Source organism: Marinobacter sp. CP1 (assembly GCF_001266795.1).
In the GTDB taxonomy this organism is placed as follows: domain Bacteria; phylum Pseudomonadota; class Gammaproteobacteria; order Pseudomonadales; family Oleiphilaceae; genus Marinobacter; species Marinobacter flavimaris.
Map to the genome: position 1 here is coordinate 935,703 of NZ_CP011929.1, position 25,180 is coordinate 960,882.

The window sequence follows — 25,180 nt, forward strand, 5'->3', positions numbered from 1 at the left end:
CCGGTGCAATAACTATCTACCGCTCAATCATTTCAACAATCTCATGGGACGACTGCGCCATTGGCTCAAAATGCGCCTGCTCGCCCGCGGTGAGCACGGAAACATGGCGTACCTGATAGATCGCATAGGTGGCGAGCAAGCCCAGAACAACCGCCATGTAAACAGGCATGCCCTGCGGGCCCACCAGATTCATAATCAAACCCACGAGCAGAGGCGCCAGGGCAGCGCCCACAATGGTGAGGCTCATCAACAGCCCCACCTCCGACAACCCGAATCCGAGCTTGCTCGCGTACAAAGGCGCCATCGCCCAGAAAGCGCCCATGGCCAGGCCGGAGAGCGCCGAGGTAGCAACGGCCAGCGGCGCAAAGCCGATGATCTTCTTCAGACTGCTCTTAGCCCGTTCGGGAATGTGGGGTTGGCTGCGACTGCTGATGGTGATGGGCAGCAGCGCCCAGCAACTGAGGATGGCCGACACCGAAAACAGCACCAACAGCTCGCCCGGGCTCAGCCTGAGCAGTTGCTGAGCAAGGGCAATTCCCCCAAGGTTGACCACCATATACATGGCGAAGACCCGCCCGCGCTCGTGCTTCTCAGCGCGGGCGTTTAGCCAGCTCTCCGTCACCGTCATCAGGGTGACCAGGGACAATCCGTAAAGAAAGCGAAGCGCCATCCATGCCCAGGGATCAACCCACAGGGAGTGCAGCAGCGCGATGGACGCGCACACCGCCGCGCAGAAGGCAAAGGTACGGATATGGCCCATGCGGCGGATCAAACGGCCACTGATAAAGATGCCGCAGGCGAACCCCACGAAAAAGCCGGACATGATGACGCCGATCCGTGCCGTGGAAAAACCCTGCTCATTGGCCGTAACCGCCAGCAGCGTATTCAACAAGCCACTGCCGAGCTGTAATAGCGCGACACTCGCGAGAATTGCACCAATAGGGCGCATTAAAGTCCAGATACACACCTCCCTGCCCTGAAATGAAAGGGCTTGTTTGCCTCAGACAGCAAGCACTTGGGGTGTGTTGTTCAGTTTTTGTATCGCCCTGATCGCCGTGCCACTGCTTACTGGCCTGCAATCGCTGCGCCATAGGTGACGCTGTTAAATCCGATTCCGGTATGAAAGCTGCAACGCATTCCTTATCTGAGCAAAAGTTTCGATAGGAGCAGACTATGTTACTGGCCACCGATCTCGATGGTACTTTTCTCGCGGGTGATCCCGACAACCGCCTCAAGCTCTACCGACTGGTTGCCGCCCACCCCGAAATAGACCTGGTATTTGTGACCGGTCGCGGCCTGGAATCCGTGCTGCCGCTGCTGTCCGACCCCACCATTCCGCAGCCGGACTACATCATCTGTGACGTCGGCTGCACCGTGGTTCACGGCGAGACCCAGCAGGCCATCCAACCGCTGCAAGGCGAGATCGACGAGCTCTGGCCGGGCGAACAGATGATCGAAGACGCCCTGCTCCCCTTTGACGGCCTGCAGCGACAGGAAGTCCCCCAGGAACGCCGCGTGTCCTATTTCTGCGACGGCGATGTGGTCACTGACGAGATGGTCGCCCGCATCAAGGCGCTGTCCTGCAATGCGCTCTTCTCCAACCACAAGTACCTGGACATCCTGCCCCAGGGCGTGAACAAGGGGCGTACCCTGTCACGACTGGTGAAACACCTGAACGTCGACCCGGAATCCGTGCTGGTGGCCGGCGACACCCTGAATGACCTGTCGATGTACGAGCACGGCTTCAAAGGCGTGTGCGTGGGCGAATCTGAGCCCGACCTGCTGGACGCTACCATGCACAAGGCAAGGGTTCTTCACGCCGGGGCAACCGGCTGCGGCGGTATCCTTGAGGCGTTCGAACACTTCGGGTATCTCGGCCATCTGGGCATTGAAGCGGAAGCGCCGGACTACATGAACCGGGGCAAATCCGACCTGGTAATCGTGTACCACCGCCTACCCTACGAAGAAGTGGTGGAAAACGGCGAACTGATCCGCCGTCGCCCAAAATCCCCCAATGGCATCATCCCCACGCTGCTGAGCTTCTTTGCCGACGGCAAAGCCGGCTCCTGGGTGGCCTGGTCCATTGACGACCCGGACCTGGGCCCGTTCCAGACCCACACCGAAGTGGATACCGACCGCTACGAAAAACTGGTGGCCGCGCGGGTGCCCCTAAGCAAAGACGACGTCGAGATTTTCTACAAGCGGTTCTCCAAGGAAGCCTTCTGGCCAACCCTGCACACCTTCTGGGAGCGGGCCACCTTCCACGATGATCACTGGCAGGTGTTCCTCAAGGTCAACAAGCAGTTTGCGGAGCGCGCGGCCGAGGAAGCCGCAGAGAACGCGGTGGTGTGGATTCACGATTACAATCTATGGATGGTGCCGGCCTATCTGCGCGAGATTCGCCCGGACCTCACCATTGCCTTTTTCCATCACACCTATTTCCCCTCAGCAGACGTGTTCAACGTGCTGCCCTGGCGCCGTGAAATCGTTGGCAGCCTGTTGCAGTGCGATCACATCGGCTTCCACATTCCCAGGCAGGCGGAAAACTTTGTCGATGTGGCTCGCGGTGTCACGCCCCTGGAAGTCACTCAGAAAGCCGGCTGTGCGCCCCGGTTCCTGACCTACGGCTGTGCCGTGGGCCTTGATGAGATGAGCACCGAAATCAAGGTGAATGATCGCAAGATCGGCCTGGGCGCCCACCCGGTGGGGCTGGACCTGAACCGGGTGCGACATGCCCTGGCGGACCAGAGCGTGATTGACCGCATGGAAACCCTGCGTAACGAACTGATGGACGTTCGGCTGATTCTGTCGGTCGAGCGCCTCGACTTCACCAAAGGCATCATCGAAAAACTGGATGCCTACGAACGCATGCTCAACGAGCACCCGGAGCTGAAAACCAAAGTTACCCTGATGATGGTCTGCGTGCCGGCGGCCGCCGGGATGACCATCTACGAGGAACTGCTTTCGCAGATCGAGCAGACGGTCGGTCGCATCAACGGCCAGTTCGCACAGGTGGGCTGGACGCCCGTGCAATTCTTCTTCCGCGCCCTGCCGTTCGAGGAACTGGTGTCTTACTACACCATGGCGGACGTGATGTGGATTACACCGCTGCGAGACGGGCTGAACCTGGTGGCCAAGGAATACATTGCCACCCAGGGCCTGACCCAGGGCAGTGGCAGGCTGGTGCTCTCGGAATTCGCCGGCGCCGCCGCCGAACTGCGCGGTGCCATCCTGGCCAATCCCCATCACCCCCAGGACCTTGCCGACACCTGCTACTACGCCCTGGCCATGAGCCGCAGCGAAGCACAGAATCGGCTCAGCGAGGCCTTTGAAGTGGTCAGCCGTTACGACATCGATTACTGGGGGCGGGAATTCATCGACACCGCCGAACAGCGCCGCACCATCAAACTGGAAAAGATTCTGCCCATTGGTCATTGCGCCGCCTGAACGGAGGAAACCACACCATGTTGCTCAAAAATGCGGTGCAGCTGATCTGTTACCCGGACCGGATCGGCAACAATCTGAAAGACCTTTACACCGTGGTGGACACGCATCTGTCCGAAGCCATCGGCGGGCTGCACATCCTGCCGTTTTTTCCCTCCAACGCCGATGGCGGCTTCTCGCCGCTGACCCACAAGGAAGTGGACCCGAAGGTGGGCACCTGGGACGACATCGAAGCCTTTACGGCAAAGTACGATCTGTGCGTGGATCTGACGGTTAATCATATCTCGGACGAATCGCCGGAGTTCACCGACTTCATTGCCAACGGCTTCGACTCGGAATACGCCGATCTGTTTGTGCACGTGGATAAATTCGGCGAGATCTCACCGGACGACATGGCGAAGATTCACATCCGCAAGGAGAAAGAGCCCTTCCGGCAAGTGACCCTGTCCGACGGCACCAAAACCCGAGTGTGGTGTACCTTCACCGAACAGCAAATCGACCTGAATTACGAATCCGACCTGGCCTATCAGCTGATGGAAAGCTACATCGGATTTCTGACATCAAAAGGCGTTAATCTGCTGCGGCTGGACGCCTTCGGATACACCACCAAACGGATCGGCACCAGCTGCTTTCTGGTGGAACCGGAGGTGTATCAAATCCTCGACTGGGTCAACCAGGTTGCCTTGAAACACGGGGCGGAATGCCTCCCGGAAGTACACGACCACACCAGCTACCAGTACGCCATCAGCCGGCGCAACATGCACCCCTATGGCTTCGCCCTGCCGCCGCTGCTGCTCTATTCACTGCTGGACGCCAACAGCACCTACCTGAAGAACTGGCTGCGCATGTGCCCGCGCAACATGGTCACCGTACTGGATACCCATGACGGCATCTGCATTCCCGATGTGGAAGGCGTTTTGCCGGATGAGAAAATCAAAGTACTGATCGACAACATCGACGCCCGCAGCGCGGACCCCATCATGCGGCGCTCAGCGGCCAACATTCACAGCGTGGGTGCCATCTATCAGCTCACCTGCACCTTTTATGACGCGCTGATGCAAAACGACGACGCCTACATCGCCGCCCGGGCCATCCAGTTTTTCACCCCGGGCATCCCACAGGTTTACTACGTGGGGCTACTGGCCGGCTGTAACGATCACGAGCTGATGGAACAAAGTGGCGAGTTGCGAGACATCAACCGCCATTACTACACCCTCGAAGAAGTGGAGCAGGACATCCAGAAACCGGTGGTACAACGCCTGCTAAGCCTGATGAAGTTCCGCAGCAACTACCCGGCCTTTGATGGGCACTTCGAACTGAACTATTCCAACAACTCAAGCGTGGCCATGGCCTGGCGCCATGGAGACTATTACTGCCACCTGTTTGTAGACCTGAACTTCAAAACCGTGAAGGTCACTTACACCGATGTGGAAACGGGGGAAACCCGGCACCTGGAGTGCTGACCGAGGGGCTGGATGCGCATCGGGCTCACCTGATCATACCCCTGGCCTGCCTTTGCATCAGCGCAACACAAAAACCAGCAGGATCAGGACCAAAGTAATATTCAGCCCCCATATGACCAAAAAAAGCCGCCGCCGCTGATTCAGCCGCTGGATTGGATTAGTCATAGCTGAACCGCTCCGAGAGAATCCGGTGAGCGGGTGTGCCCCGCTGGATCAGGTGATCCTCAACAACGTCCATCATGACCGCCGGTCCGCACATCACAAACACCCAGTCACGGAACTCCAGCTCTGAAAAGACGCGATCCATCAGCTCGCCATCAATGGAAATGGAGAAAGGGTGTTCCTTCATCGAGAAAGGGCTTTGCCCCACATTCAGCCAGGCGAATTGCCCGGCCTGATAATCCAGCCCACGGTGACCGTTGGGGGTCACCGTCACTTCCCATTGCTTCGGCGTCAACCGAACGACAGACGTCACGCGCCAGGGGCGAGCCTTCTGCAGCCAGGGAACCACCAGGTAAACCATCAGCAGTGACCCAACCGCCACACCCGTCATGACCAGCCACACCCAGGTCATCACCGGCTGCGATCCGTAACGCCCGGCATACACCGTATGGTGCAGCAGAAGTACCGCGATCAGCAGCGCGCCGAGCCCGTGTAACAGGCGCCATGTCTCGTATCGGTAGCCCAGCTGGGTGCGCCCGATGGCCATGACAACAAGGCCGGTAAGCAACAGCCAGGCGATAATGCCTGTCGCCAGATCGGAAAAATCCGTTGTAAGCGTCAACTGACGCGTGGGGTCCCATGGGCGCTGCCCTCCTGTCGGCGTTCCCTGGTAAAGAAACGGGTGCAGCAGAGCAAAAGCCAGTGCCGTGCGAGCCATGACCTGGTGAAACCGCATGGTCACATCCATGCCGACGTCATTTGAAATGGCCCGGAAACGCCCGGACAGGATGAATTCCACGAGGATCATCGAGAAGGCAAGAATGCCAAGGCCGGAGGCCAGTTCCTGGTGGAACTGGCGTGGTGGACCTCCTACCCATGCGGACAGGAGCAACGGCAGGGTGACAGCGACAAGGTAAGCAACGATCAGAAGGAGCGGTTTCATCTGGCGAGTCTTTTTCCCTTCCTTTGATCATGCAAGATACCCCTAATGATAGCCAATACTGTCAACTTGGGGGGCAACCGAGCTCCTTCTAAAAAATAAACCTGTCCCGATTTTAAATGGAGCAAAGCGACCGTCCCTGGTCGCCTGCCATCGTATTGCAGCGCTATTTCACCAGGCGAGATCCGCGATATTCCATATCGTTTTTGATCTTACCCAGCCCTTTACCTTTGTCGGTTCCGTTAACCGACGAGGTGGTCAAGGCGAAGGTCATCACAGAATGCGCAACAGCATCGGACATCTCATCGAGCGCCTGAAGGCTGATGTTATCGAAGGTGTCACAGGCAAGGTGGTAACAGGGATCGTATTGCTCACCGGCAACACCGCCATATAAACCGACTTCATCAGGTGTCTTGATCCCCTCCGCCCCGGTGAAGAGCCCACCCGCAGGGATTCCGATTTCAATAAAAGGCCCATAATCAGAGCGGCCGTCGAAGGCGGTTGCCTCAACCGGCAAGGACCTCGCTTTGAAGTACTCAAGGAAAACGCTTTCGATCGTCTTTGAACCGTTGGGGCCTGCAAGCGGAGTATCAGAACCATCGCCATCGTAGACAAAGCGAACGAAATTCGGCGAGCCAATCATGTCGAAATTCAGATTCAGCGCAATGTCCTTGATGTCACGCGGGCTCAACTGATCAACGTAATATTGTGCTCCCAGCAAGCCGGCTTCTTCCGCCCCCCACCAGGCAAAACGCACCTTATTTCTCGGGCTGATCTGCTGGTTTGCCATCTGGATCGCAACTTCCAGGATGGCCGCCGAGCCACTGCCGTTATCCTGGATACCGGGACCTTCGGACACCGAATCAAGGTGTGCGCCTACTACCACCACCCGGTCGTCCCGGCCTTCTGGCGAGTTGGCAATAACGTTCGATGTCGTGCGAATTTCCGAGCTGGCATCGACCACGAGATTTGCATCAACACCGCCGGCGGCGAGCTCAACGCCAACCTCGAAGGCGGCGCCAACCACTGGAATAGTGAAACCAGGATCACCGAGCGTTCCCAAAAAGTTTTCGGTACGCCCGGGCTGGCCTTCATTGAAGATAATCACCCCGATGGCACCGGCATCCGCAGCATTCTGCGCCTTCTGGGCGAATGAGCAGGACCCCCTCTGGATCACCGCGATATTGCCGGCTGTAAACCCAGAGAAATCCGTTGCCTCACAGCCACTGGTCGAGGTGTTGGCTTCCGTTCCAGGTGGTAAAGCCAGATCCACGCCCTCGGCGACTCCCGTCACGTTGCCACTGCCGGAGTAGGTCATGGTGGCAAAGCCGGCAAGCCCGAAATACTCGTAGACCGTCGGATTGGGGGCTAACTGCTCTAGGACGGCGGGCGAGTTTTCCTCGAAGAATGGGTAGTCGAACTCCTGGATCGTTACCTCATACCCTGCAGAGGTCATCTGTCCGACGACGTAATCTACCGAAGCCTGGTAGCCGGGCGATGATGCTTCTCGGGTTCCTCCATTGGCATCGGCTGCTGCCTGAAAGGCAGCCTGGTGACTGCGAACCCCTGCAACAGTAACCGCTTCTCGAAGGGTATAAGTATCAACGCTGGTAGCGGCGAAGACAGGTAGGCCGGTCGCTGCTGCGACCACTGCGATGGCAAGAGGTGTACGATTAAACCTGACGTTTAACATGGTGTAGCTCCTTGCTGCGTTATTTTTATCTTCCTTGAATACCGCTCGCATCCTGCCGCAGAATCAGCTGCGACCAATCAAGCGTATCAGGTTTCCCTGATTCCGCTAGTTTTCCCATCGTCCCAGCAGTTCAGTAAAGCCCATACCCGAATCGCCCCCACTTCAAACCCTGCTGGACACACTGCCTCAGTGCGGCCGCGTTGAGTGGATTGGCATCCGCCCGGCGCAACGATCAAACCTCGCTGCCCCATTTCTGCTACCTGGAAAATACTGGATGCTATCCTGCAGTTTCATCAGCTTTATGAGGCACCCATGACGAAGCCAAAACGAATCTACCTCGCCGGCCCAGAAGTTTTCTTCCCCGCAGCTGAACATCAGGCCATCGTGGCCGAGAAAAAAACGCCTGCTACAGGAAAACGGACTGGAGGGCGTAGACCCGCTGGACACTGAACTGGCGCTGTCCGCCAACGAGGCGAAATTCAGGCGCGGGCATCGGATCTACTGGGCCAACCGGGAACTGATGGACAGCTGCGAGGCCATCATCGCCAACCTGACCCCCTTCCGCGGTATCAGCGCGGACCCGGGCACCGTCTTTGAGGTGGGGTATATGATCGGACAGGGTAAACCCGCCTTCGGGTTTACCCTCGAAAGCCGATATTACCGGGAACGAGCAGGCGCCACCGACCTGGACGAACTGGGCCATACCATTGAAGACTTTGAAATGAGCGACAACCTGATGATCGAGGGCGGAATCTACAGTTCCGGTGGCCAGCTCTTCGTGGCAGAGCAGCCCGGCGAACACCGATACTTTTCGGCAGAGCTGTTCCGCCGTTGCGTGAGGGCGATAAAAAAATAAATCTGTCCCGGTTTCCACAGCGCATGAACGGCAATTGCAAACTGAAATTCAAAGAGAGAACCTAGCCAAACAGTTCGCGGTGCCCGAGGGCGAGACCAAACCTTATGGGAAAACAGGAGCATTCAGTGATGTTTGATTTCCACGGCCGGCGCGTCATCGTCGCTGGCGGCAGCAAGGGTATTGGCCGGGCAATCGCGTTGGGCTTTGCCCGAGCCGGGGCCAGCGTCTCTGTGTGCGCCCGCGGGCAGGCGTCCCTGGACGCTCTGGCAGAAGAAGTGGCAAGCGAGGGGCTGGCCCTGCATGTGGCCCCCTGCGACATCGGCGACAAGGCCGAGCTGGAAACTTATCTGCAGAACGCCATGGACGAGCTGGGCGGCCTGGACGTGCTGGTCAATTGCGCATCGGCATTCGGGCGGGAAGACAACGAAGAAGGCTGGTTGAGCAGTGTTGAAGTGGATCTGATGGGCACGGTTCGCGCTGGCCACATCTGCCTTCCGGCGCTCAAGGAAGCCGGGGGCACGATCATCAACATTGCCTCCATCGCCGCCCTGCACGCCTCGACACGCACCGCCCCCTACGCAGCCATCAAGGCCGCGGTCGCTCACTACACCGGCAGCCTGGCGGTGACCATGGCCCCGCATAAAGTGCGTGTTAATGGCATTGCCCCTGGCTCGATCGAGTTTCCGGGCGGCGTGTGGGATCAGGCCCGGCAGAACAATCCAGAGCTCTACCAGCGTATTCGCGAGGGGATTCCCTTCGGGCGCCTGGGCACGCCGGAGGAAGTCGCCGACGTCGCGTTATTCCTGGCCTCCGATATGGCCCGCTGGATTACCGGCCAGACACTGGTGGTGGACGGCGGCCAGGTTTTGTCCTGAGCCACCAACTCATCGCCCAAGGAGTTTTATAACCCCATGCCCGAATCGACCCCACTTCAAACCCTGCTCGACACACTTCCCCAATGCGGCCGCGTTCAGTGGATTGGCATCCGCCCTGCACGCGGCGAGCCCATGCAGGTGCTCGAGAGGGCAACGGTCACCCCGGGCAAAGGGCTGGACGGAGATCGATTCAAGGGCCGCGATACCAGCAAACGACAGGTGACCCTGATCCAGAAAGAACACCTGCATGCCATTGCCTCGTGCCTGCAGCGGGAAGCCATTGAACCCGAGGTTTTCCGGCGCAACATCGTTGTCTCTGGCCTGAACCTGCTGGCCCTGAAAGGCAAACGGTTCCGGATTGGGGGTGTGGTGCTGGAATACACCGGCCTGTGCCACCCCTGCAGCAAGATGGAGACGGCCCTCGGGCCGGGTGGGTACAACGCCATGCGTGGGCATGGAGGCATTACTACGCGGGTGGTTGAAGGGGGTGAGCTGGCTCGTGGTGACGAAGTGCAGGCGTTGCTACAGTGAAACAAGACCACCGGTTTCCCGTATCCACTACCTGGCAGCAAAAGTCAGCAGCCCAGGAAGGGAAGAACCCATGAGCAAAAAGATCGATCTCTACAGTAGCTCTTACAGCAATTACTCGCTGGAAACCTACAGCGAGGTCCGGCTGGAGACTTATGGCGAGGATTATGGGCAAACCAGCTGGGTTTCGACTGAAGAATCCCACGAGATACCCGAGTTACTTCAGCTGACATCAGATTCATCGGTCCTGGACATCGGTTGTGGATCTGGCGGGTACGCTGTCGGCCTGGCAAAGCGTATAGGCTGTCGGGTTGTAGGGTTCGAGATAAATGCGTCGGGCGTGAAAACGGCGAATGCGTTGGCCGAAGATGAGAAGGTCAGCGACCTCGTGAAATTCGAACAACACGATGCCTCTGAAGAATTGCCCTATGAAGATAATTCTTTCGACGCCATCTATTCCACGGATGTCCTGTGTCATGTCCCTCGTCGGCGAGAAGTTCTCTCCAACACACAAAGGTTGCTAAAACCTGGTGGGAAATTCGTCTTTAGCGACGCTTTGGTGATCGGGGGACTGATTTCCTATGAAGAGCTTGAGAATCGATGCCCAGACGGTCTGTATTTTTTCAGCCCTCCCGGCGTCAACGAGCAATTAATACAGGAATCCGGTCTCAAGCTGCTTGAAGCTCGTGATACCACTGCGAACTGTGCTCTGTTGTCCAAACGTTGGCACGATGCGCGCGAAAAACGGAAAGACGCACTGATCGACTGTGAGGGTGAAGAGAACTTTCTGGGCGTGCAGCGATTTTTGGCCGGCGTTCACCGGTTAACGAGCGAGAGGCGTTTGTTGCGCTTTTTGTACACTTGTTCGAAATAGAGAGCGGCAACCGGGCACGAGTCGCATTGCCGGCACGTCGGCATTGCGCAATTCAGATCCTCCGCAAAGCATCATCAAGATCCAACGTGCGAAACTTTTGGCGAAAGGTGTCGCCGGCCAGTCGCGCCTCCCATTGCCTGCGATGCTTCAGCACCGATTCGTCGGCAGGCACGGAATCGAGAACGGACAATGCATAACCGCGGAGCAACTCACTCCGGCATTCGATGACAAGATCGGACGACGACGCGGTACCGGACTCCGAGTAGGCAAAGCACTGCTGGACACTGCGCCTGGCGCTTTCCCGTTCAACCGGTGAGATCGCTACCTCCCGCGCGTCGTTGTCGGGAACCAGTAAAACGTTCACGCCCCGCCCGTTAATGGCCTCTGCGGTCTGCTGCGCATCGTTTGGAACGTGGACGTTCTTGTGGTTGGGCCAGATGTCGAACATGCCATAGTCGGCACAGGGGGCCTCCCGCTGAAAGGTAAAGAAATCCGGGTAGGCATAAAACTCTGGCCCGCGCTCACGATAGCGGTCATAGAACGCGGTGACGTAGGCCATGATCAGAGTCATCGCACCAATGCCCTCAAACCGACGAGGGACAACGATGCTAAGGCGATCGGTATCCTGAAACGACGAAAACAAGTCCGCGTGCCGAATGTCCTCGCCATCCTGGGTGATTTTGAAATCGCTGCCTCGCAGGCTGCTGCTGTGCATGGTTATGTCGAACGCTTTAAGAAAATGGGCCTGTCTCGATTCTGAGCGGTCACCCGGTTTCCCGAGCTTCAGCTTTCACGGACAGGGGAAATACCGTCGATCTCAGTAACCGTTTTTGCATCCGCCCGTTCAATGATTTTGAGGAGTGTGGATTGAATGGTTTCATCTTCCCTGGCATCACTGCCACTTACGAACGTTTGCTTCTGGGGTTCCGCGCCCTCTTCCTCGGTATAAGAAATCACAACCTCGCTGGCTGAATCGGGCGTTTTGCCAGAGTTCGCTTTACCAAAGTACTCCAGCGAAACCAACGGATAGCCGTGAAAGCCCTTCTTGACCTGCTTTGCGATACGCTTTTTTGCTTTATCCACATTCATAGTTAGGGCCTGTCGCTGCGGTTGTTATCTGAGTGCGCATCCGAACCCAGTCGATACCATTCGCCAATTCTATGCCCTTAACCCCATCCAAAATAGCTCTGCCCCGGTTTTCGCTGTCACCGTAAAAACCGGGCCAGGAAATTCAGCTGATCTTCGATGGACTGCTCCATAGCTTCGCCCCGATAGACATCAAAATGACCCACCGGATAGTGCTTCACTTCCGCGTTCGGCATTTTCTGGGCTGCTTTGGCTGCAGCACTCGCCGGGGCGACCGTATCGTGGTCGCAAATCAACACCAGTGCCGGGCAGGCAACTTTGCTGGCCAACCGGATGGGCCGGAAAAGAGGAATGGCATAACTCACGCCCGCCGCGACGTAATTCGACGCGTTATCGGCCAGCAAGGGAACATACCCCTCCTGGCAGTCCTCAGCCGTCATCATGCCCAACTCGCCGGGACGGCCGGCCGACGCAATATACCGGGCAGACATCCCCAGCCCACGACGAAGCCAGTCGACCGTTCCGTGCCAGGTCAGACGCATCGCCTGCATGAAGCCGGCATAACCGACAACCCCCAGCAAAGACGCCAAGCCATCCATCATCGGGCATTGGGAGATGGTGCATTGCACGTTTCCATCCTTTGCCGCGGCCGCAATCACCAGCCCGCCAGAAAACGACGTCCCCCACAGGCAAATGCGGCTGCCATCGACACGATCCAGCTGCCGCACAAAATTCAGTGCCGCCAGCCAATCTGCCACTTCCTTCCGGGGGCTCAGCGTCTGGCGTGGCTGACCATCACTGTCACCGAAATGGCGGTAGTCAAAGGCAAAGACCGCGTATCCCGCATTGCAGAAGGCTTCCTTAAACGGTGCCAGACCACTGGCATGAGTCAGCCCAAAACCATGGGCCATGACGATACACGGTAAATCTTTACTGCCGGCATCCGGCGTGTAAAGAACACCGCGACAGGTTGTACCATCGCTCTGAAATTCCAGGGGCGTTTCGATCATTGTTTGGCTCTCATGCTTGAAGGTCGAGAGTCTCAGGATAGCTCATTGCTTCAATATCAAATCGGCAGCGTAAATCGCCGGGGCACGGCAGCTAAGCGTTGCTATAGTGAAACAAGCCTGTCTCACTCCGGTATTGGCGAGATCCAGTGTAAACGTACAACCCATGGCAGGAGCTTCCCATGCCCACTTACACCGTCACGGTCGCAAATCTGTCTCTGTCGTCGCAGCAGAAATCACAGATCGCCGAGGCCATCACAGCGGCCCATAATGCCCAAACCGGCGCTCCCAGGTTCTTTGCCCAGGTTCTGTTTTCTGCGGCCAATGAGGGCGAACACTTTGTGGGTGGCAGAGTGAACACCGCGCCTCAGGTGTATGTGCACGGCCTGGTGCGGGAGGGCAGAAGCATCGAGATCAAACAGGCCCTGATGAGCCAGATGCTTGAAGAAATAGCCCAAATCGTAGACATCTCAGCTGAAGATGTCTGGATCTATCTGCAGGACATCCCGGCCACCCAGATGATCGAGTTTGGGCGGTTTTTGCCAGCGCCGGGCGGTGAGGCTGAGTGGGAGGAGGGAATGTCTCAGGAAAAGCGGGCTAGTTTACCCTCACAACAGCGATAATAGATCTGTCCAGGTTTTCCCAGGGGTCAAGACCGGCCAGTCAAAAGCGATAACATTAAGCCAGCAACCCCGAAAAGAAGCGCTGCAAAATGCACAGCCAGGTTCTTCCGGACAGTTGGGGCGGGCTTCTCGTTGAAACTGAAGTAATCCTCACCAAACAGCCCAACACCGCAGCGTTTACAGTAGTTTTTCGAATAAGAGCCCCGCGGCTCAGATGGCTCAAAGCTTCTTCGGGAACTATAACAGATGGGTTTTATCACTTCTGGCACCGAACAAAAAAGCTTTTTTGTATTCCGGGTGGTGCACTCGCCGGGCATTTTATAATTTCGCCCAGTGTTCACCTAAAGCCTGAAAAGCCTCACTATCTGTCCAGCCCCAAATCAAATTTTCTAATAGCCTTATCCTGTGTGTCCTCTAAAAGCCCAAAACCTCCCCTTTTCTCATAGACCTTTGATCCGTCCCTCGATTGACTCTCAAAAATTCCAACCTCGCGGACAGCAAACGAAACGCCACAAAGCTTGGTAACAAGAGATTGATCAAATTCCACCGTGTCTTCCCCTGCCTTAGGCCAGCCAATGGTAATATGTGGATAATAGTTAACCTGCTCAACACCAAAACCGTGACCAATCAGTAGCTTCCTAGCCAAACTATTCAATACCCGCATCTGGCCAAGAGGAAAAACCTCAATACACCAACAGCGAGAATGAAGGAGATCTATGGCTGTCAGTTTCCCAAGCTCCACATCAAATTCCGGGACTTCGATCTTCTTTTTGATGCGCAGTAATCTATCCAATTCATTAGTAGAAACGTCACCAATAAAACAGACCGTGAGGTGAAGGCGATTTTGGGCTTGCGGGACGAGCCCAACAATCCTTTCAGAAATCAAGGCCACTCGCCTCCGCAAAGCTTCCGGCAACTCAATGGATAAAAACACTCGATGTAAGATATGAAGCTCCTTCCCTAGGTTGCACCGGCGCATGATCCATCAATATTTTCCGGTTCTTAACGAAGTCTACCAGAAGCACTTCCATGCGTTCTTCGAAAAGTGCTACGCTCGACTCATGCTATTAGAATCTAGATGTTTTTTCGACAGGAAGTTCTGCACTTCTGATGGACCAGACATATGACAAACGCTCAAAATCAGCCCGAAAACAGGAATGTAGAATACAACACCCGCGAGGGCGACCTGGAAGAAAGAATAAAACTTCAGCGCGGAGTACATGATGTACTTCAAGAGAGCACCAGCTTCAAACTCAAAGTTCAAAAATCTGCTAACATATTACTCAGCGCACTTATTACTTTGGTTGTATTTACAGATATAAATATTTTAAAAAATTATTATCCGAGCATTAATGAACCAAAGATACTAATATTTTCGGGCTTATTAGCCCTTGCGATCTTTCTAATAAATGCTCTTTTTGACAGCTTTTTTGTGGAATCCAATAACTCTCTACACATTCGAGCTATTCAGCAATATACCGACTTATCATTCGACTTAAAGACTGCAAAGATTAAGTCAGAGGGCGGCTCCTTGTCAGAAGACGAACTAAACCATTTTTATCGTCGTTACCTACAAATAAGTCAAAATTCACATACCACAACAGGGAAAGCATTTGATAGCGCTCAAAAGCAGTACCTCCAAAGAAAAGCGCTACGAAAAGCACGAGAGGAAAACCCTTTCTATACAAAAAAACAAGCAAAGAGAAGAGCAGTAGAAATTTCAAAAAAACCACCGGCCGGGGGGTAGGAATCTGTGAGTAATACACAGCCTGATAGTCAGCGGGTAATAAAAAATAGAAAAGACCATTCAACAAAAAAAATTAATGAACTTCGACATGCCCTAGGCAAAACCCCTGAAGTAACAGAGTACCCAAATCTCACAATAATTGGAGCAGGCTCATTTTCGCGCTTAGAAGCGAGCGAATTCTCGGACATTGATATGTTCTTTTTCGCTAATCCTGATAAGTTGGAAGATCCGAGGACAAAAGAACTAAAGTTATTTGGAAAGCTTATCCAAGTCATATCAGACTTGAAGTTTCCAAAATTTTCAGGTGATTGTGAATATCTAGACATCCTGTCGATCGACAAAATGTTTGACATACTCGGAAGCCCCACAGACGACCACCAAAATTACTTCACCGCGCGAATGCTTTTAATTCTTGAAAGCCAATGGTTATATAACGAAGCTGAATATGAAAAACTAATTGAACGCGTCATAGATTATTACTTTAAGGATAGCGAACTACACAAAGATGACTTTCGTCCGATCTTCCTACTGAACGATATTTGTAGATACTGGAAAACGATTCTCCTCAACTATGAATATCGCCGAAAAGATGATGAGTCAAAGACGAAAAAAAAGGTACACAACTATAAGCTTAAATATAGCAGGATGATGACGTGCTTTGCCACTGTTTGCGCAATTGGCGCGATGCCAACATCAACAAATAAAGAAGAAGTAGTTAAACTAATAAAAATGACACCTCGAGAACGATTAGAAAAAGTTCCAAAATGGCTGCCAAACGCCCAAAGTATGGTGAATAATCTAATTACAAAATATTCCGTTTTTTTAGACATGACGGGCCTCTCTAAAACCGAACTCCACCAAAGATTTGCAACCGAAAATAATGGCTCGAAACTCCTCGAAGAGGCCAATGAATTCGGAGATGCAATGTTTGAACTGATAAAATTTATTGACAAAGAAAAGAACTTTGAATTAGGTCTTGTACGACACTTGGTGATCTAAATTGGCAACTGCATTCGTTCTCAATCTCGATAATACAGAGATCGGCCCACTTCTCGATGCTATCCGAAAACTTGGAAATCCGAAGTCGAGATCAAAGCCTCATGTAACTGTTCGATACATTGACCGTTTGAGGAAAAACGATCTTTCAATTTACAGGCAGTGTGCTCCTACTAGCCTGGAAATAATTGGGCCGGGTAGCTTCGGACTGGTGAAGCCCGATGATAACAGTAACAAGGTGGTGTTCATTAAATGCTCTTCGAAAGAACTCAATAGACTGGAACACAAACCGCATTTCCCCGATAGTGTATTTCATATTACGATGTATGATGGTGATGACTCAGAATTTGCCAAAAAACTTTTGAGTTTACTGGAGCGTTATGATTGGAGCTTCCAGCTTCCATTAATTGATCAGCGCTTAGACGAAATCGAAATTAGGAAAAATAGCAGAAAAAAAAACGTCAAATTTGATGTTTTCATCAAAAACAAAGGATGTTTTTGCGAAACTTTTTAGTCAAAATCTCTCACTGGAGCTTTTAGCGTCCCTGTCAGATTCAGATCGAATAGATGCCATTCGCCAAATCTGTGACGAGATCCACTTTGTTGCCAAAGATTTTGAACCGGTCGAGCATCCATATCAGCAGGACTGCAATCTGGAAAAATACGAATCCTCGCCATACGAAGCTCTTAGTTGGGATAAAAACAAAGATCCTGACGCTAATCAGTCAGGCCTCTACATTACTCCGCCCGAGCTAGCGACAGATATTACAAGGTGCGCTTTAGATCTCATGGGTGCAGGCAGAAACTCTGTGTTTTTCGGAGATCCCGCGGTTGGGAATGGCGTATTTTTTTCAATTTTACAACATCTCCTCGATGACAGTTCAATAAAATCGGCAATTGGAGTCGAATTGAACAATCAAATAGCTCAGTCCACTCGATCAAAATGGAGTAGGTATGGCTTAGAAGTCAACTCAGGAGATTATCTTCACTTTGATAGCAAACCAGACAGAAATCTTATTTTGGGAAACCCTCCTTATGTTAGATTTCAGCACATCGACAAAGCGTATGGACAGCTTTTACGTGAAAAAGCTACGAAAGCCAGTGGTTTAAAAATAAGTGGACTCTCTGGTCTTTACGTTTATTTTATTCTTGCTTCCCACTCATGGATGAGAGAGGGAGCTATTGGTGCGTGGCTTATTCCAACTGAGTTTATGGATACCAACTATGGTTTTGCGCTTCGGCAATACCTTACAACCAGCGTAAGACTCAAGAAGATACATATTTACGACGACGCATTACCACAATTCGAGAATGCGAAGGTCTCATCTTGTGTCGTATTCTTGGAGAAGAATGGCGCGCGGGAGGATGATTACGTAACGTTTAGTCACGGCGGAAGTATAGATGATCCTCAGCAATCCCGAAGTTTCTCGATTGGGTTTCTTAGAAGTAAAAGACGCTGGACCTTTGAAATGCTTTTTGGTGAGCCAGTTGATTCATACGGCCCAACGCTCGGAGAGCTTTTTGAAATCAAAAGAGGAATTGCAACCGGTGCCAATGAGTTTTTCATTCTGAAAAGAGATGAGGCTTACGACGCCAATATTCCAGATGAGTTCTTGGTTCCCCTTCTCCCAAAATCTCGAACACTTTCATCAGCTATCGTTCGCAGAGACGCCAAAGGGCTCCCTGCGGTTAATAACCAGTTATTTTTGTTTGATTGTAGCCTTGAGGAGTTAGAACTTAGAAGAAAATTTCCACTAATAAAAAAGTTCCTGGATTCCGCAGACGAGATGGGAATTAAAGATAGATCGTTGATTCGTTCGCGCAGGCTTTGGTATCGCCAGGAACGAAGGGATCCGCCGCCTTTTCTGTGTACGTATATGGGGCGCGGTACAAACACTGTCTCGCCAATTCGGTTTATTAAGAATGAGTCAGATGCTTTGGCTACGAACACATATCTCCTAATGTATCCAAAGCCCAGACTGCAAGTCATTCTAGATCAGAATCCGGTTAGAGAACGCGATCTTTTTGATCTGCTTCAGGCGGCAGAGGACGCTGACCTTAGAATAAATCTGAGAAAGTATGGTGGTGGTTTGCGTAAGATTGAACCGCGTGAGCTTGGCACAGTGAGACTTCCGACTCTACCCGAATGGTTAAAAGAAGCACTGGAAAACAAGCTTGATTTTTAGCCAGGAACTATCGGCAAGGTATGCAATCTGTCGCGTTCGACAATGAAGCTGATGATGGCTTCCAGTCTAACTCCGTTATTCAGTTTGGGAGACACTAAGAGGTATTCGTCAGGATTTTCTGGAGCCTCGACCAACTGAGTCCATGGAGGCGTGTACTTGTTCGGCAATATCGAGCTTGTTGATGATCAACGAATTGGATTTGGTGACGCCGGGGCCTCTTTTGGCGGGCTGAACAAAAACTCGGACAGATTTATTCTTAGACTGGATAATTAGAGAGCCGCTCGGTTCCCGAGCGGCTCTCTAACTATCGTTTGCAAGTTTCGAAGTGCGTATCAGGCAGCCGCCAAATACGCCCCAGCAACCGCCAACACACCACCAACACCACGACTGAACCGGCTATCTGCTTTCAGCATCAAGCTACCCAATCCACGCCCGACGAGGGTAATGGCGAGCGTAGCGATCGAGAAACCAGCCAGGTAAGCACCAAGTGTCGCGCCTGCAGGCATCTCCGCCCCATGGGCAAAACCATGGAACAGCATGAACGCACCAACCAGAGTGCCACCCACAGCCGTCGGCAGCCTCGCCAGTGTGGCAATCAGGATGCCGGCGACCAGTACTGAAAAGGTAATCCCTGTTTCCACGCCCGGCAGACTCAGGCCGCCCCAGGCAAGGGTGGCGCCGAGAATCATGCCGCCGATCACAAAGGCCGGGGTGGCGTTTTTCATGTGCTTGCTCTGGCGCACACTCCAGAAGCCGATGGCGGCCATGGCGAGCAGGTGGTCCAGGCCCAGCATGGGGTGCAGCAGACCGCTGGTGAAGCCGCCTTCGGAGTGGCCGGAGTGGGCCATGGCGGAGGCGGAAGCAGTCAGCAACGCGGCAGCTGTGAGGAGTTTGGCTGTGAGTTTCATGGTTTTCTCCTGATGGTTCCTAAGTCGTTTGTACTCGATTGGCTCAAGCAGTCTCGGCAAGCTTCTCAGGCCGTCGCTCCGGCAACATGCCCCGCTCCAGAATGAAGCTGATGATCGTCTCCAGCCCTACCCCGTCGTACAGGTTGGTGAAAACGAAGGGCCGTTCGCCGCGCATTTTCTTGCTGTCCCGCTCCATCACGTCCAGGGAGGCATGCACCTGTTCGGCGATGTCGATCTTGTTGATGATCAGCAGGTCGGATTTGGTGATGCCGGGGCCGCCTTTGCGGGGGATCTTGTCGCCGGCGGAGACGTCGATCACGTACAGGGTGAGATCGCTCAGTTCCGGGCTGAAGGTGGCGGAGAGGTTGTCACCGCCGGATTCCACCAGCACCAGTTCCAGGTTCGGGTGGCGGCGTTGGAGGTCGTCGATAGCCGCCAGATTCATGGAGGCGTCCTCACGAATGGCGGTGTGCGGGCAGCCGCCGGTTTCCACGCCGAGGATGCGGTCTGCGGCCAGGGCTTCGTGGCGCAGGAGGAAGTCGGCGTCTTCCCGGGTGTAGATGTCGTTGGTCACCACAGCGATGTCGTAGTGGTCCCGCAGGGCTTTGCACAACTGGCGCAACAGGGCGGTTTTGCCGGAACCAACCGGGCCACCCACTCCAACTCTCAGACAATGTGTCATGGCAGATCTCCTCAATTGTTATTCAGCTTCTGAAAAGCCGTGAATACTGTGTTTCATGCATTGCACTTCCGAGCGCCAGTCCCGGCAGGATGGGCCCGAGTTCGTGATCGTTTCGTTCGAGGGCGGTGTCCACCGCCACCGCCAGTTGCGGCCGTAGCCGTTCGATAATGCGCTGCGCGGCGGTATGGCCCAGGGGCAATGCCTTGCAGGCCACCGCAAGCTGGTTTTCCAGCCAGGCCCAGGCAAAGCCGAGCAGCGTCTGACGAACCGGCACAAAGCGTTTATGGGCGGCCCACGCGAACATGGTGATGTAGCCGGGCTCTTCCGGAATCAGGTGTGGCTCGGGCAGCAGTTCCAGGTTGCGCAAAAGAGTGACGAGGGCGCCGCCGAGGCGGGTGTCTTCGTCACTCAGCTCGGCGGTTTCCCGGGTGGCATGCAGCCAGTCGTTCCACTTTGCCAGCGCAATGGCATCGCCTTCCGCCCAGGCGGTCTGCAAACGTACCAGCAGGGGCAGTTCGCAGCGGCTGAGGCCGTCTTCCAGTACGCCTTCAATCCACTGAGCCAGTTCGGCTTCGTTGTTCACCCAGCCCAGTTCGAAGGCGCTTTCCAGGCCCTGGGACCAGGCGAAGGCGCCGATGGGCAGTGCCGGGCTGACCAGTTGCATCAGGCCCAGCAATGCCAGGTCGTCCACCTGCGGGGTGGCGGCCTCAGTGGGTATGTTTCTTACTGTGGCCATGGCTGTGCCCGTGGTCGTGATCGTGTGAATGACTGTGGCTGTTGCCGTGACTGTGACCATGAGAATGCCCGGCCTGGGTGTAGGCACCGGGTTCCGGATCAAACGGGGCGGTGTGATGCACCACGGTGGCGCCCAGGCGTTCGGCCAGCTCTTCCAGCACATGATCCGGCGGGAAACGCACGAAGCTGCCCTGCTCGTCTTCGCCGATGGCCAGTGTCACGTGGCGGTTGCCCAGGTGGTAGCACAGGCGGGCCAGGGGCTGGCCAGACTTGATGCGCGCCGTCACAACCTGCTCTTCGGCGGCGCGTATGCGCACGATCTCGCCGGTCCTGGCCTGCAGCAGGTCGCCGTCCCGCAGCACCGGGCCGCGATCCAGGAACAGGCCTACGTCCACGTTGGTTTCGGTGGTGGCCCGCAGCCGGCCACGGATACGCAGCTCGTAAGGCAGGATCAGGTTGTCCAGAATCTCGCTGGTATCGATGCCGGTGGACTTCACGTCACCGATGCGTTCAATCAGTTCCAACATAACAATGTCCTCTTATTCCCGGCTCAGAACAGCCTTCAGCTGTATTGACTAAAAGAGATGGTAGCGCTGGGCCAGGGGCAGCTCGGTGGCGGGCTCACAGGTGAGCAGCTCGCCATCGGCATGCACCTCGTAGGTTTGCGGGTCCACGGTGATGTGCGGGCACGCGTCGTTCAGTTTCATGTCGCCCTTGCGCACGTCACGCACGCCCTTGCAGGCGGATAATGGGCTGTCCAGGCCAAGCTCTTTGCCAATACCGGCATCAATCGCAGCCTGGCTCACAAAGCTCAGGCGGGTGGCACTGGCGGCTTTGCCAAAGGCGCCGAACATGGGGCGGTAATGCACCGGCTGGGGCGTGGGAATCGAGGCGTTCGGGTCGCCCATGGGCGCGGCGGCAATCATGCCGCCCTTGAGAATGGTGGCGGGCTTCACGCCAAAGAACGCCGGGCTCCAGAGCACCAGGTCCGCCAGCTTGCCCACTTCCACGGAACCCACTTCATGGGCGATGCCATGGGTGATGGCCGGGTTGATGGTGTACTTGGCGATGTAGCGTTTGGCACGCAGGTTGTCGGCGCCCAGGTCTTCATCCTCCGGCAGCAGGCCGCGCTGCTGTTTCATCTTGTGGGCGGTCTGCCAGGTGCGGCACACCACTTCGCCCACGCGGCCCATCGCCTGGGAGTCGGAGGCGATCATGGAGATCACGCCCATGTCCTGCAGGATGTCCTCGGCGGCGATGGTCTCGCGGCGGATGCGGGAATCCGCAAAGGCGACGTCTTCCGGGATGTTCGGGTCCAGGTGGTGGCACACCATCAGCATGTCCAGGTGTTCGTCGATGGTGTTCACGGTGTAGGGCCGTGTCGGGTTGGTGGACGACGGCAGCACGTAATCCTTGGAGCAGGCGGTGATGATGTCCGGTGCGTGGCCGCCGCCGGCGCCTTCGGTGTGGTAGGTGTGGATGCAGCGCCCCTTGAACGCGGCCAGGGTGTCTTCCACAAAGCCGGATTCGTTCAGGGTGTCGGTGTGGATCGCCACCTGCACGTCGTATTTGTCCGCCACCGTGAGGCAGTTGTCGATGCTGGCCGGGGTGGTGCCCCAGTCTTCATGCAGCTTCAGGCCAATGGCGCCGGCCCGGATCTGCAGTTCCAGGGATTCCGGCAGCGAGGCGTTGCCCTTGCCCAGGAAGCCGATGTTCATGGGCAGTGAATCCACCGCCTGGAGCATCTTGCCGATGTGCCAGGGGCCCGGTGTGCAGGTGGTGGCGTTGGTGCCCGTGGCCGGGCCGGTACCGCCACCGAGCATGGTGGTGATACCGCTCATCAACGCTTCTTCCACCTGCTGGGGGCAGATGAAATGGATGTGGGCATCGATGCCGCCGGCGGTGAGGATCTTGCCCTCGCCGGCGATGATTTCGGTGCCGGGGCCGATCACGATGGTCACGTCTGGCTGGGTGTCCGGGTTACCGGCTTTGCCGATGGCGGCGATGCGGCCTTTCTGGATGCCCACGTCGGCTTTGACGATGCCCCACCAGTCCAGAATCAGGGCGTTGGTGATCACCGTGTCCATCACCGCCGCATCGGCGCGCTGGCTCTGCCCCATGCCGTCGCGGATAACCTTGCCACCGCCGAATTTTACTTCGTCGCCGTAGTGGGCGGCGTCGCTTTCCACCTCAATCCACAGGTCGGTGTCGCCGAGCCGTACCCGGTCGCCGGTGGTTGGGCCGTACATGTCGGCGTAGGCTTGTCGGGTAATTTTCATTTCTGGCCCTCCAGTTTGCCCATGACTTCCTGCCGGAAACCGTAGATTTCACGGCCGCCCGCGAACGGGATCAGCGTGACTTCCCGGCTCTGGCCGGGTTCGAAGCGGATGGCGGTGCCGGCCGCCACATCCAGGCGATAGCCACGGGCCTTGGCGCGGTCGAAATCCAGGGCCGGGTTGGCTTCGGCAAAGTGGTAGTGAGAGCCGATCTGGATCGGGCGGTCGCCGGTATTGGCCACCTCTATCTGGATGCGCTCGCGGCCTTCACAGAGTTCGATGTCGCCGTCTTTGAGCTGGTATTCACCGGGGATCATGGCGCGCTCCTTACACGATGGGGTTGTGGACGGTGACGAGCTTGGTGCCATCGGGGAAGGTGGCTTCCACCTGCACTTCGTCGACCATTTCGGCGATGCCGTCCATCACGTCATCACGGGTGAGGACTTCGGTGCCGGCGGTCATGAGCTCGGCCACGGTACGGCCTTCGCGGGCGCCCTCCATGATTTCGGCGCTGATCAGGGCCACGGCTTCCGGGTAGTTGAGCTTCAGGCCTTTGGCTTTGCGGCGTTCAGCCAGCAGGGCTGCCGTGAACAGTAGCAGCTTGTCTTTGTCTCTCGGGGTTAGTTCCATTTTTGTTCTCCGCTTGCTTGTCGGATTACGCTTTGCTAATCCGTATATGGTCTCCTCCCCGTTTGCAAGGTCTCAGCACTCAATGTCAGGGACAGGTTTGCGCCCGTATATCCGGCCTGTTTGATGAGGCGGCTTTGTCGCCTCTGGCCTTGATGGAAGATCCGCGCCTGCCGTCCTTATCGACCTAACGGCCTCTGGGGCCCTTGGATTAGTCAGGTTTTCGGCAGGCCGGTCTGACCTGTTATGCCATCGATTGCTGTGACCCTCGCAACCTGCGGGAAGGGTAACCGCTTTACTTTCCGACGTCGCGTCGGTGATTTAGCTCAGTCAATCCCTGACTTATTCATACCGCCAGCCGTTGCTCCGATGGCTGGTAGTGCTCGCCTCGGGCGATAATCACCCAGGCAATGCGAACCAACTTGTTGGCCAATGCGACGGTTGCCTTGTTGAACCCTCGCTCTGCCTTGAGTCGCTGGATCCATCGGCTGAGGCGGTCCATTTTCCCGTCCGCACGGGCAACCACCGCTCTCGCCCCGTGAACCAGTTGGGCGCGTACGTACGGGTCGCCTCGCTTGCTGATTCCCAGTAAGACGTCTTTGCCCCCGGTGCTGTTCTGACGGGGGATCAGGCCCAGCGCTGCGCCAGCGTCTCGGCCTCGCCGGAATTGGCGGCCATCACCCATCCAGCCCTTCAGCAGACTGGCGACGACTTCACCAACGCCCGGTATCGCTTGCAGGCGCCGACAGGTCTCATCCTGTCTCGATCTCTGCTTTACTTGTTGGTCGTACCAGGCCAGTTCCTGCTCTACTTCCAGAAAACGCTGATACTGGCGGTGCAACAACTGCCGGGCCCGCTCGCTCAACCCGTTGTCAGCGTCTTCCAGTGCCAGTGGCAGCTCCCGGCGCAGCGCCGCTATTCCCTGGGGCATGATCACACCGTACTCGGCCAGCAATCCTCGAAGCTGATTGCTGATTCGTACCCGATCCTTGCTCACGCCCTGGCGCAGCTTGTGCAGCATCTGATCATCCTGCTGCTCGACCTCTTTGATCGGCACCGGGCGAATTCGCCCATGTTCACTGGCCTCCGCAATGGCCTGAGCATCGTTGTAATCGTTTTTCTGACCTCGAAGATAGCCCTTCACATGTTGAGGCGGTAACAACTCAACCTGATGCCCTAACGCTCGTATCTGGCGAGCCCAATAGTGCGAGCTCCCACACGCCTCAAGAGCGACTGTGCAAGGCTCCAAACGCACCAGCTGCTCCAGCAACTGCTTGCGGCGCACTTTGCGCTTCCACCCGCTGTGACCTTTAGGGCCCAGCCCAAAAAGGACAAACGTGTTCTTTGCGAGATCAATGCCAACCGTTGTAACCTTACTCATGGTCTCCTCCCACTCGTTTCTGATAGGAAAATTCTCCTTCCCTATCCTGGCGCATTGCGACGCCGATTAGGAGGGGAGGAGACCATCTCAT

General features: G+C 55.6%; 26 protein-coding genes. 11 read left to right on the forward strand and 15 right to left on the reverse strand.

Going from position 1 to position 25,180, the window contains the following annotated elements:
* Positions 1-16: 16 nt before the first annotated feature.
* Positions 17-949 (reverse strand): MFS transporter, encoded by a 933-nt coding sequence (locus tag ACP86_RS04470; RefSeq protein ID WP_053112881.1) that lies wholly within the window; start codon positions 947-949, stop codon positions 17-19.
* 224 nt (positions 950-1,173) lie between these two features.
* Here ACP86_RS04470 and ggpS point away from each other — a divergent pair, with 224 nt between their 5' ends.
* Both ggpS and gtfA read left to right on the forward strand, forming a co-directional pair.
* Entirely contained in the window at positions 1,174-3,447 is a 2,274-nt protein-coding gene (ggpS, locus tag ACP86_RS04475; RefSeq protein ID WP_053112882.1) for a glucosylglycerol-phosphate synthase, read from the forward strand.
* Positions 3,448-3,464: 17 nt separating this feature from the next.
* A complete protein-coding gene (gtfA, locus tag ACP86_RS04480; RefSeq protein ID WP_053112883.1) occupies positions 3,465-4,907 on the forward strand; it encodes a sucrose phosphorylase in 1,443 nt (480 codons plus the stop codon).
* A 157-nt stretch (positions 4,908-5,064) separates the two neighbouring features.
* Here gtfA and ACP86_RS04485 read toward each other — a convergent pair whose 3' ends face one another.
* Positions 5,065-6,012 (reverse strand): ferric reductase-like transmembrane domain-containing protein, encoded by a 948-nt coding sequence (locus ACP86_RS04485; RefSeq protein WP_053112884.1) that lies wholly within the window; start codon positions 6,010-6,012, stop codon positions 5,065-5,067.
* Between the two features lie 163 nt (positions 6,013-6,175).
* Positions 6,176-7,702, reverse strand: coding sequence for a M28 family metallopeptidase (locus tag ACP86_RS04490; protein WP_053112885.1), 1,527 nt, complete (start codon positions 7,700-7,702; stop codon positions 6,176-6,178).
* A gap of 451 nt (positions 7,703-8,153) precedes the next feature.
* Between ACP86_RS04490 and ACP86_RS04495 the strand changes: the two genes are divergently transcribed.
* The 4 genes from ACP86_RS04495 (at position 8,154) to ACP86_RS04510 (ending at position 10,835) form a co-directional block, all read left to right on the forward strand.
* A complete protein-coding gene (locus ACP86_RS04495; RefSeq protein WP_264752626.1) occupies positions 8,154-8,558 on the forward strand; it encodes a nucleoside 2-deoxyribosyltransferase in 405 nt (134 codons plus the stop codon).
* A 128-nt stretch (positions 8,559-8,686) separates the two neighbouring features.
* Positions 8,687-9,433 (forward strand): SDR family NAD(P)-dependent oxidoreductase, encoded by a 747-nt coding sequence (locus tag ACP86_RS04500; protein ID WP_227507818.1) that lies wholly within the window; start codon positions 8,687-8,689, stop codon positions 9,431-9,433.
* Between the two features lie 36 nt (positions 9,434-9,469).
* Positions 9,470-9,964 (forward strand): MOSC domain-containing protein, encoded by a 495-nt coding sequence (locus ACP86_RS04505; protein WP_053112887.1) that lies wholly within the window; start codon positions 9,470-9,472, stop codon positions 9,962-9,964.
* A 70-nt stretch (positions 9,965-10,034) separates the two neighbouring features.
* Complete coding sequence (locus ACP86_RS04510; protein WP_053112888.1) at positions 10,035-10,835, forward strand: class I SAM-dependent methyltransferase; 801 nt, start codon at positions 10,035-10,037, stop codon at positions 10,833-10,835.
* A 52-nt stretch (positions 10,836-10,887) separates the two neighbouring features.
* Here the strand turns inward: ACP86_RS04510 and ACP86_RS04515 are convergent, their stop codons facing one another.
* From ACP86_RS04515 to ACP86_RS04525, 3 genes are all read right to left on the reverse strand, one after another.
* Positions 10,888-11,550 carry a hypothetical protein gene (locus tag ACP86_RS04515; protein ID WP_053112889.1) on the reverse strand — a complete coding sequence of 221 codons (663 nt, stop codon included), beginning with the start codon at positions 11,548-11,550 and terminating at the stop codon, positions 10,888-10,890.
* Positions 11,551-11,618: 68 nt separating this feature from the next.
* Complete coding sequence (locus ACP86_RS04520) at positions 11,619-11,924, reverse strand: hypothetical protein (RefSeq protein ID WP_053112890.1); 306 nt, start codon at positions 11,922-11,924, stop codon at positions 11,619-11,621.
* 116 nt (positions 11,925-12,040) lie between these two features.
* Positions 12,041-12,931, reverse strand: a complete 891-nt coding sequence (locus ACP86_RS04525) for an alpha/beta hydrolase (protein ID WP_053112891.1) — start codon at positions 12,929-12,931, stop codon at positions 12,041-12,043.
* A 179-nt stretch (positions 12,932-13,110) separates the two neighbouring features.
* Here ACP86_RS04525 and ACP86_RS04530 point away from each other — a divergent pair, with 179 nt between their 5' ends.
* Positions 13,111-13,551, forward strand: a complete 441-nt coding sequence (locus tag ACP86_RS04530) for a tautomerase family protein (RefSeq protein WP_053112892.1) — start codon at positions 13,111-13,113, stop codon at positions 13,549-13,551.
* 361 nt (positions 13,552-13,912) lie between these two features.
* Here the strand turns inward: ACP86_RS04530 and thpR are convergent, their stop codons facing one another.
* Entirely contained in the window at positions 13,913-14,530 is a 618-nt protein-coding gene (gene thpR, locus ACP86_RS04535) for an RNA 2',3'-cyclic phosphodiesterase (RefSeq protein WP_053112893.1), read from the reverse strand.
* A gap of 144 nt (positions 14,531-14,674) precedes the next feature.
* Here thpR and ACP86_RS04540 point away from each other — a divergent pair, with 144 nt between their 5' ends.
* From ACP86_RS04540 to ACP86_RS04550, 4 genes are read left to right on the forward strand one after another with little or no spacing between them, the layout of a single operon-like run.
* A complete protein-coding gene (locus tag ACP86_RS04540) occupies positions 14,675-15,298 on the forward strand; it encodes a hypothetical protein (protein WP_053112894.1) in 624 nt (207 codons plus the stop codon).
* Positions 15,299-15,304: 6 nt separating this feature from the next.
* The gene (locus ACP86_RS04545; protein ID WP_141201875.1) at positions 15,305-16,297 is read left to right on the forward strand and encodes a hypothetical protein; all 993 of its coding nucleotides are present in this window, start codon (positions 15,305-15,307) and stop codon (positions 16,295-16,297) included.
* 1 nt (position 16,298) lies between these two features.
* On the forward strand, positions 16,299-16,808 hold the full coding sequence (locus ACP86_RS22585; RefSeq protein WP_144422717.1) for a hypothetical protein: 510 nt from the start codon (positions 16,299-16,301) through the stop codon (positions 16,806-16,808).
* Complete coding sequence (locus tag ACP86_RS04550; protein ID WP_053112896.1) at positions 16,765-18,480, forward strand: Eco57I restriction-modification methylase domain-containing protein; 1,716 nt, start codon at positions 16,765-16,767, stop codon at positions 18,478-18,480. Before ACP86_RS22585 ends, ACP86_RS04550 begins: the two co-directional genes overlap by 44 nt.
* A gap of 332 nt (positions 18,481-18,812) precedes the next feature.
* Here the strand turns inward: ACP86_RS04550 and ACP86_RS04555 are convergent, their stop codons facing one another.
* The 8 genes from ACP86_RS04555 to ACP86_RS04590 all read right to left on the reverse strand — a co-directional run bounded on the left by ACP86_RS04555 (position 18,813) and on the right by ACP86_RS04590 (position 25,089).
* Entirely contained in the window at positions 18,813-19,388 is a 576-nt protein-coding gene (locus ACP86_RS04555; protein WP_053112897.1) for a HupE/UreJ family protein, read from the reverse strand.
* Positions 19,389-19,431: 43 nt separating this feature from the next.
* Positions 19,432-20,070: an urease accessory protein UreG gene (ureG, locus tag ACP86_RS04560; RefSeq protein WP_053112898.1), complete on the reverse strand. Its 639-nt coding sequence runs from the start codon at positions 20,068-20,070 to the stop codon at positions 19,432-19,434.
* A gap of 22 nt (positions 20,071-20,092) precedes the next feature.
* Positions 20,093-20,806, reverse strand: coding sequence for an urease accessory protein UreF (locus ACP86_RS04565; protein ID WP_053112899.1), 714 nt, complete (start codon positions 20,804-20,806; stop codon positions 20,093-20,095).
* Positions 20,778-21,332: an urease accessory protein UreE gene (gene ureE, locus ACP86_RS04570; protein ID WP_053112900.1), complete on the reverse strand. Its 555-nt coding sequence runs from the start codon at positions 21,330-21,332 to the stop codon at positions 20,778-20,780. The genes ACP86_RS04565 and ureE overlap by 29 nt, the downstream gene beginning before the upstream one ends.
* 48 nt (positions 21,333-21,380) lie before the next feature.
* Positions 21,381-23,084, reverse strand: a complete 1,704-nt coding sequence (gene ureC / locus ACP86_RS04575) for an urease subunit alpha (protein WP_053112901.1) — start codon at positions 23,082-23,084, stop codon at positions 21,381-21,383.
* On the reverse strand, positions 23,081-23,398 hold the full coding sequence (locus tag ACP86_RS04580) for an urease subunit beta (protein ID WP_053112902.1): 318 nt from the start codon (positions 23,396-23,398) through the stop codon (positions 23,081-23,083). Before ACP86_RS04580 ends, ureC begins: the two co-directional genes overlap by 4 nt.
* Before the next feature lie 10 nt (positions 23,399-23,408).
* A complete protein-coding gene (gene ureA, locus ACP86_RS04585; protein WP_008175208.1) occupies positions 23,409-23,711 on the reverse strand; it encodes an urease subunit gamma in 303 nt (100 codons plus the stop codon).
* 343 nt (positions 23,712-24,054) lie between these two features.
* Positions 24,055-25,089, reverse strand: coding sequence for an IS110 family transposase (locus tag ACP86_RS04590; protein WP_008172057.1), 1,035 nt, complete (start codon positions 25,087-25,089; stop codon positions 24,055-24,057).
* Positions 25,090-25,180: the final 91 nt, after the last annotated feature.

Bases quoted from the DNA above. Each gene is read 5' to 3' on its own strand.
- ACP86_RS04490 (WP_053112885.1), bottom strand. From the start codon at position 7,702: ATGTTAAACGTCAGGTTTAATCGTACACCTCTTGCCATCGCAGTGGTC.
- ACP86_RS04540 (WP_053112894.1), top strand. From the start codon at position 14,675: ATGACAAACGCTCAAAATCAGCCCGAAAACAGGAATGTAGAATACAAC.
- ACP86_RS04565 (WP_053112899.1), bottom strand. From the start codon at position 20,806: ATGGCCACAGTAAGAAACATACCCACTGAGGCCGCCACCCCGCAGGTG.
- ureA (WP_008175208.1), bottom strand. From the start codon at position 23,711: ATGGAACTAACCCCGAGAGACAAAGACAAGCTGCTACTGTTCACGGCA.
- ACP86_RS04515 (WP_053112889.1), bottom strand. From the start codon at position 11,550: ATGCACAGCAGCAGCCTGCGAGGCAGCGATTTCAAAATCACCCAGGAT.
- ureG (WP_053112898.1), bottom strand. From the start codon at position 20,070: ATGACACATTGTCTGAGAGTTGGAGTGGGTGGCCCGGTTGGTTCCGGC.
- ACP86_RS04505 (WP_053112887.1), top strand. From the start codon at position 9,470: ATGCCCGAATCGACCCCACTTCAAACCCTGCTCGACACACTTCCCCAA.
- gtfA (WP_053112883.1), top strand. From the start codon at position 3,465: ATGTTGCTCAAAAATGCGGTGCAGCTGATCTGTTACCCGGACCGGATC.
- ACP86_RS04525 (WP_053112891.1), bottom strand. From the start codon at position 12,931: ATGATCGAAACGCCCCTGGAATTTCAGAGCGATGGTACAACCTGTCGC.
- ureC (WP_053112901.1), bottom strand. From the start codon at position 23,084: ATGAAAATTACCCGACAAGCCTACGCCGACATGTACGGCCCAACCACC.
- ACP86_RS04510 (WP_053112888.1), top strand. From the start codon at position 10,035: ATGAGCAAAAAGATCGATCTCTACAGTAGCTCTTACAGCAATTACTCG.
- ACP86_RS04580 (WP_053112902.1), bottom strand. From the start codon at position 23,398: ATGATCCCCGGTGAATACCAGCTCAAAGACGGCGACATCGAACTCTGT.
- ggpS (WP_053112882.1), top strand. From the start codon at position 1,174: ATGTTACTGGCCACCGATCTCGATGGTACTTTTCTCGCGGGTGATCCC.
- ACP86_RS04550 (WP_053112896.1), top strand. From the start codon at position 16,765: ATGTTTTCATCAAAAACAAAGGATGTTTTTGCGAAACTTTTTAGTCAA.
- ACP86_RS04470 (WP_053112881.1), bottom strand. From the start codon at position 949: ATGCGCCCTATTGGTGCAATTCTCGCGAGTGTCGCGCTATTACAGCTC.
- ACP86_RS04500 (WP_227507818.1), top strand. From the start codon at position 8,687: ATGTTTGATTTCCACGGCCGGCGCGTCATCGTCGCTGGCGGCAGCAAG.
- ACP86_RS04590 (WP_008172057.1), bottom strand. From the start codon at position 25,089: ATGAGTAAGGTTACAACGGTTGGCATTGATCTCGCAAAGAACACGTTT.
- ACP86_RS04520 (WP_053112890.1), bottom strand. From the start codon at position 11,924: ATGAATGTGGATAAAGCAAAAAAGCGTATCGCAAAGCAGGTCAAGAAG.
- ACP86_RS04530 (WP_053112892.1), top strand. From the start codon at position 13,111: ATGCCCACTTACACCGTCACGGTCGCAAATCTGTCTCTGTCGTCGCAG.
- ACP86_RS04555 (WP_053112897.1), bottom strand. From the start codon at position 19,388: ATGAAACTCACAGCCAAACTCCTCACAGCTGCCGCGTTGCTGACTGCT.
- thpR (WP_053112893.1), bottom strand. From the start codon at position 14,530: ATGCGCCGGTGCAACCTAGGGAAGGAGCTTCATATCTTACATCGAGTG.
- ureE (WP_053112900.1), bottom strand. From the start codon at position 21,332: ATGTTGGAACTGATTGAACGCATCGGTGACGTGAAGTCCACCGGCATC.
- ACP86_RS04485 (WP_053112884.1), bottom strand. From the start codon at position 6,012: ATGAAACCGCTCCTTCTGATCGTTGCTTACCTTGTCGCTGTCACCCTG.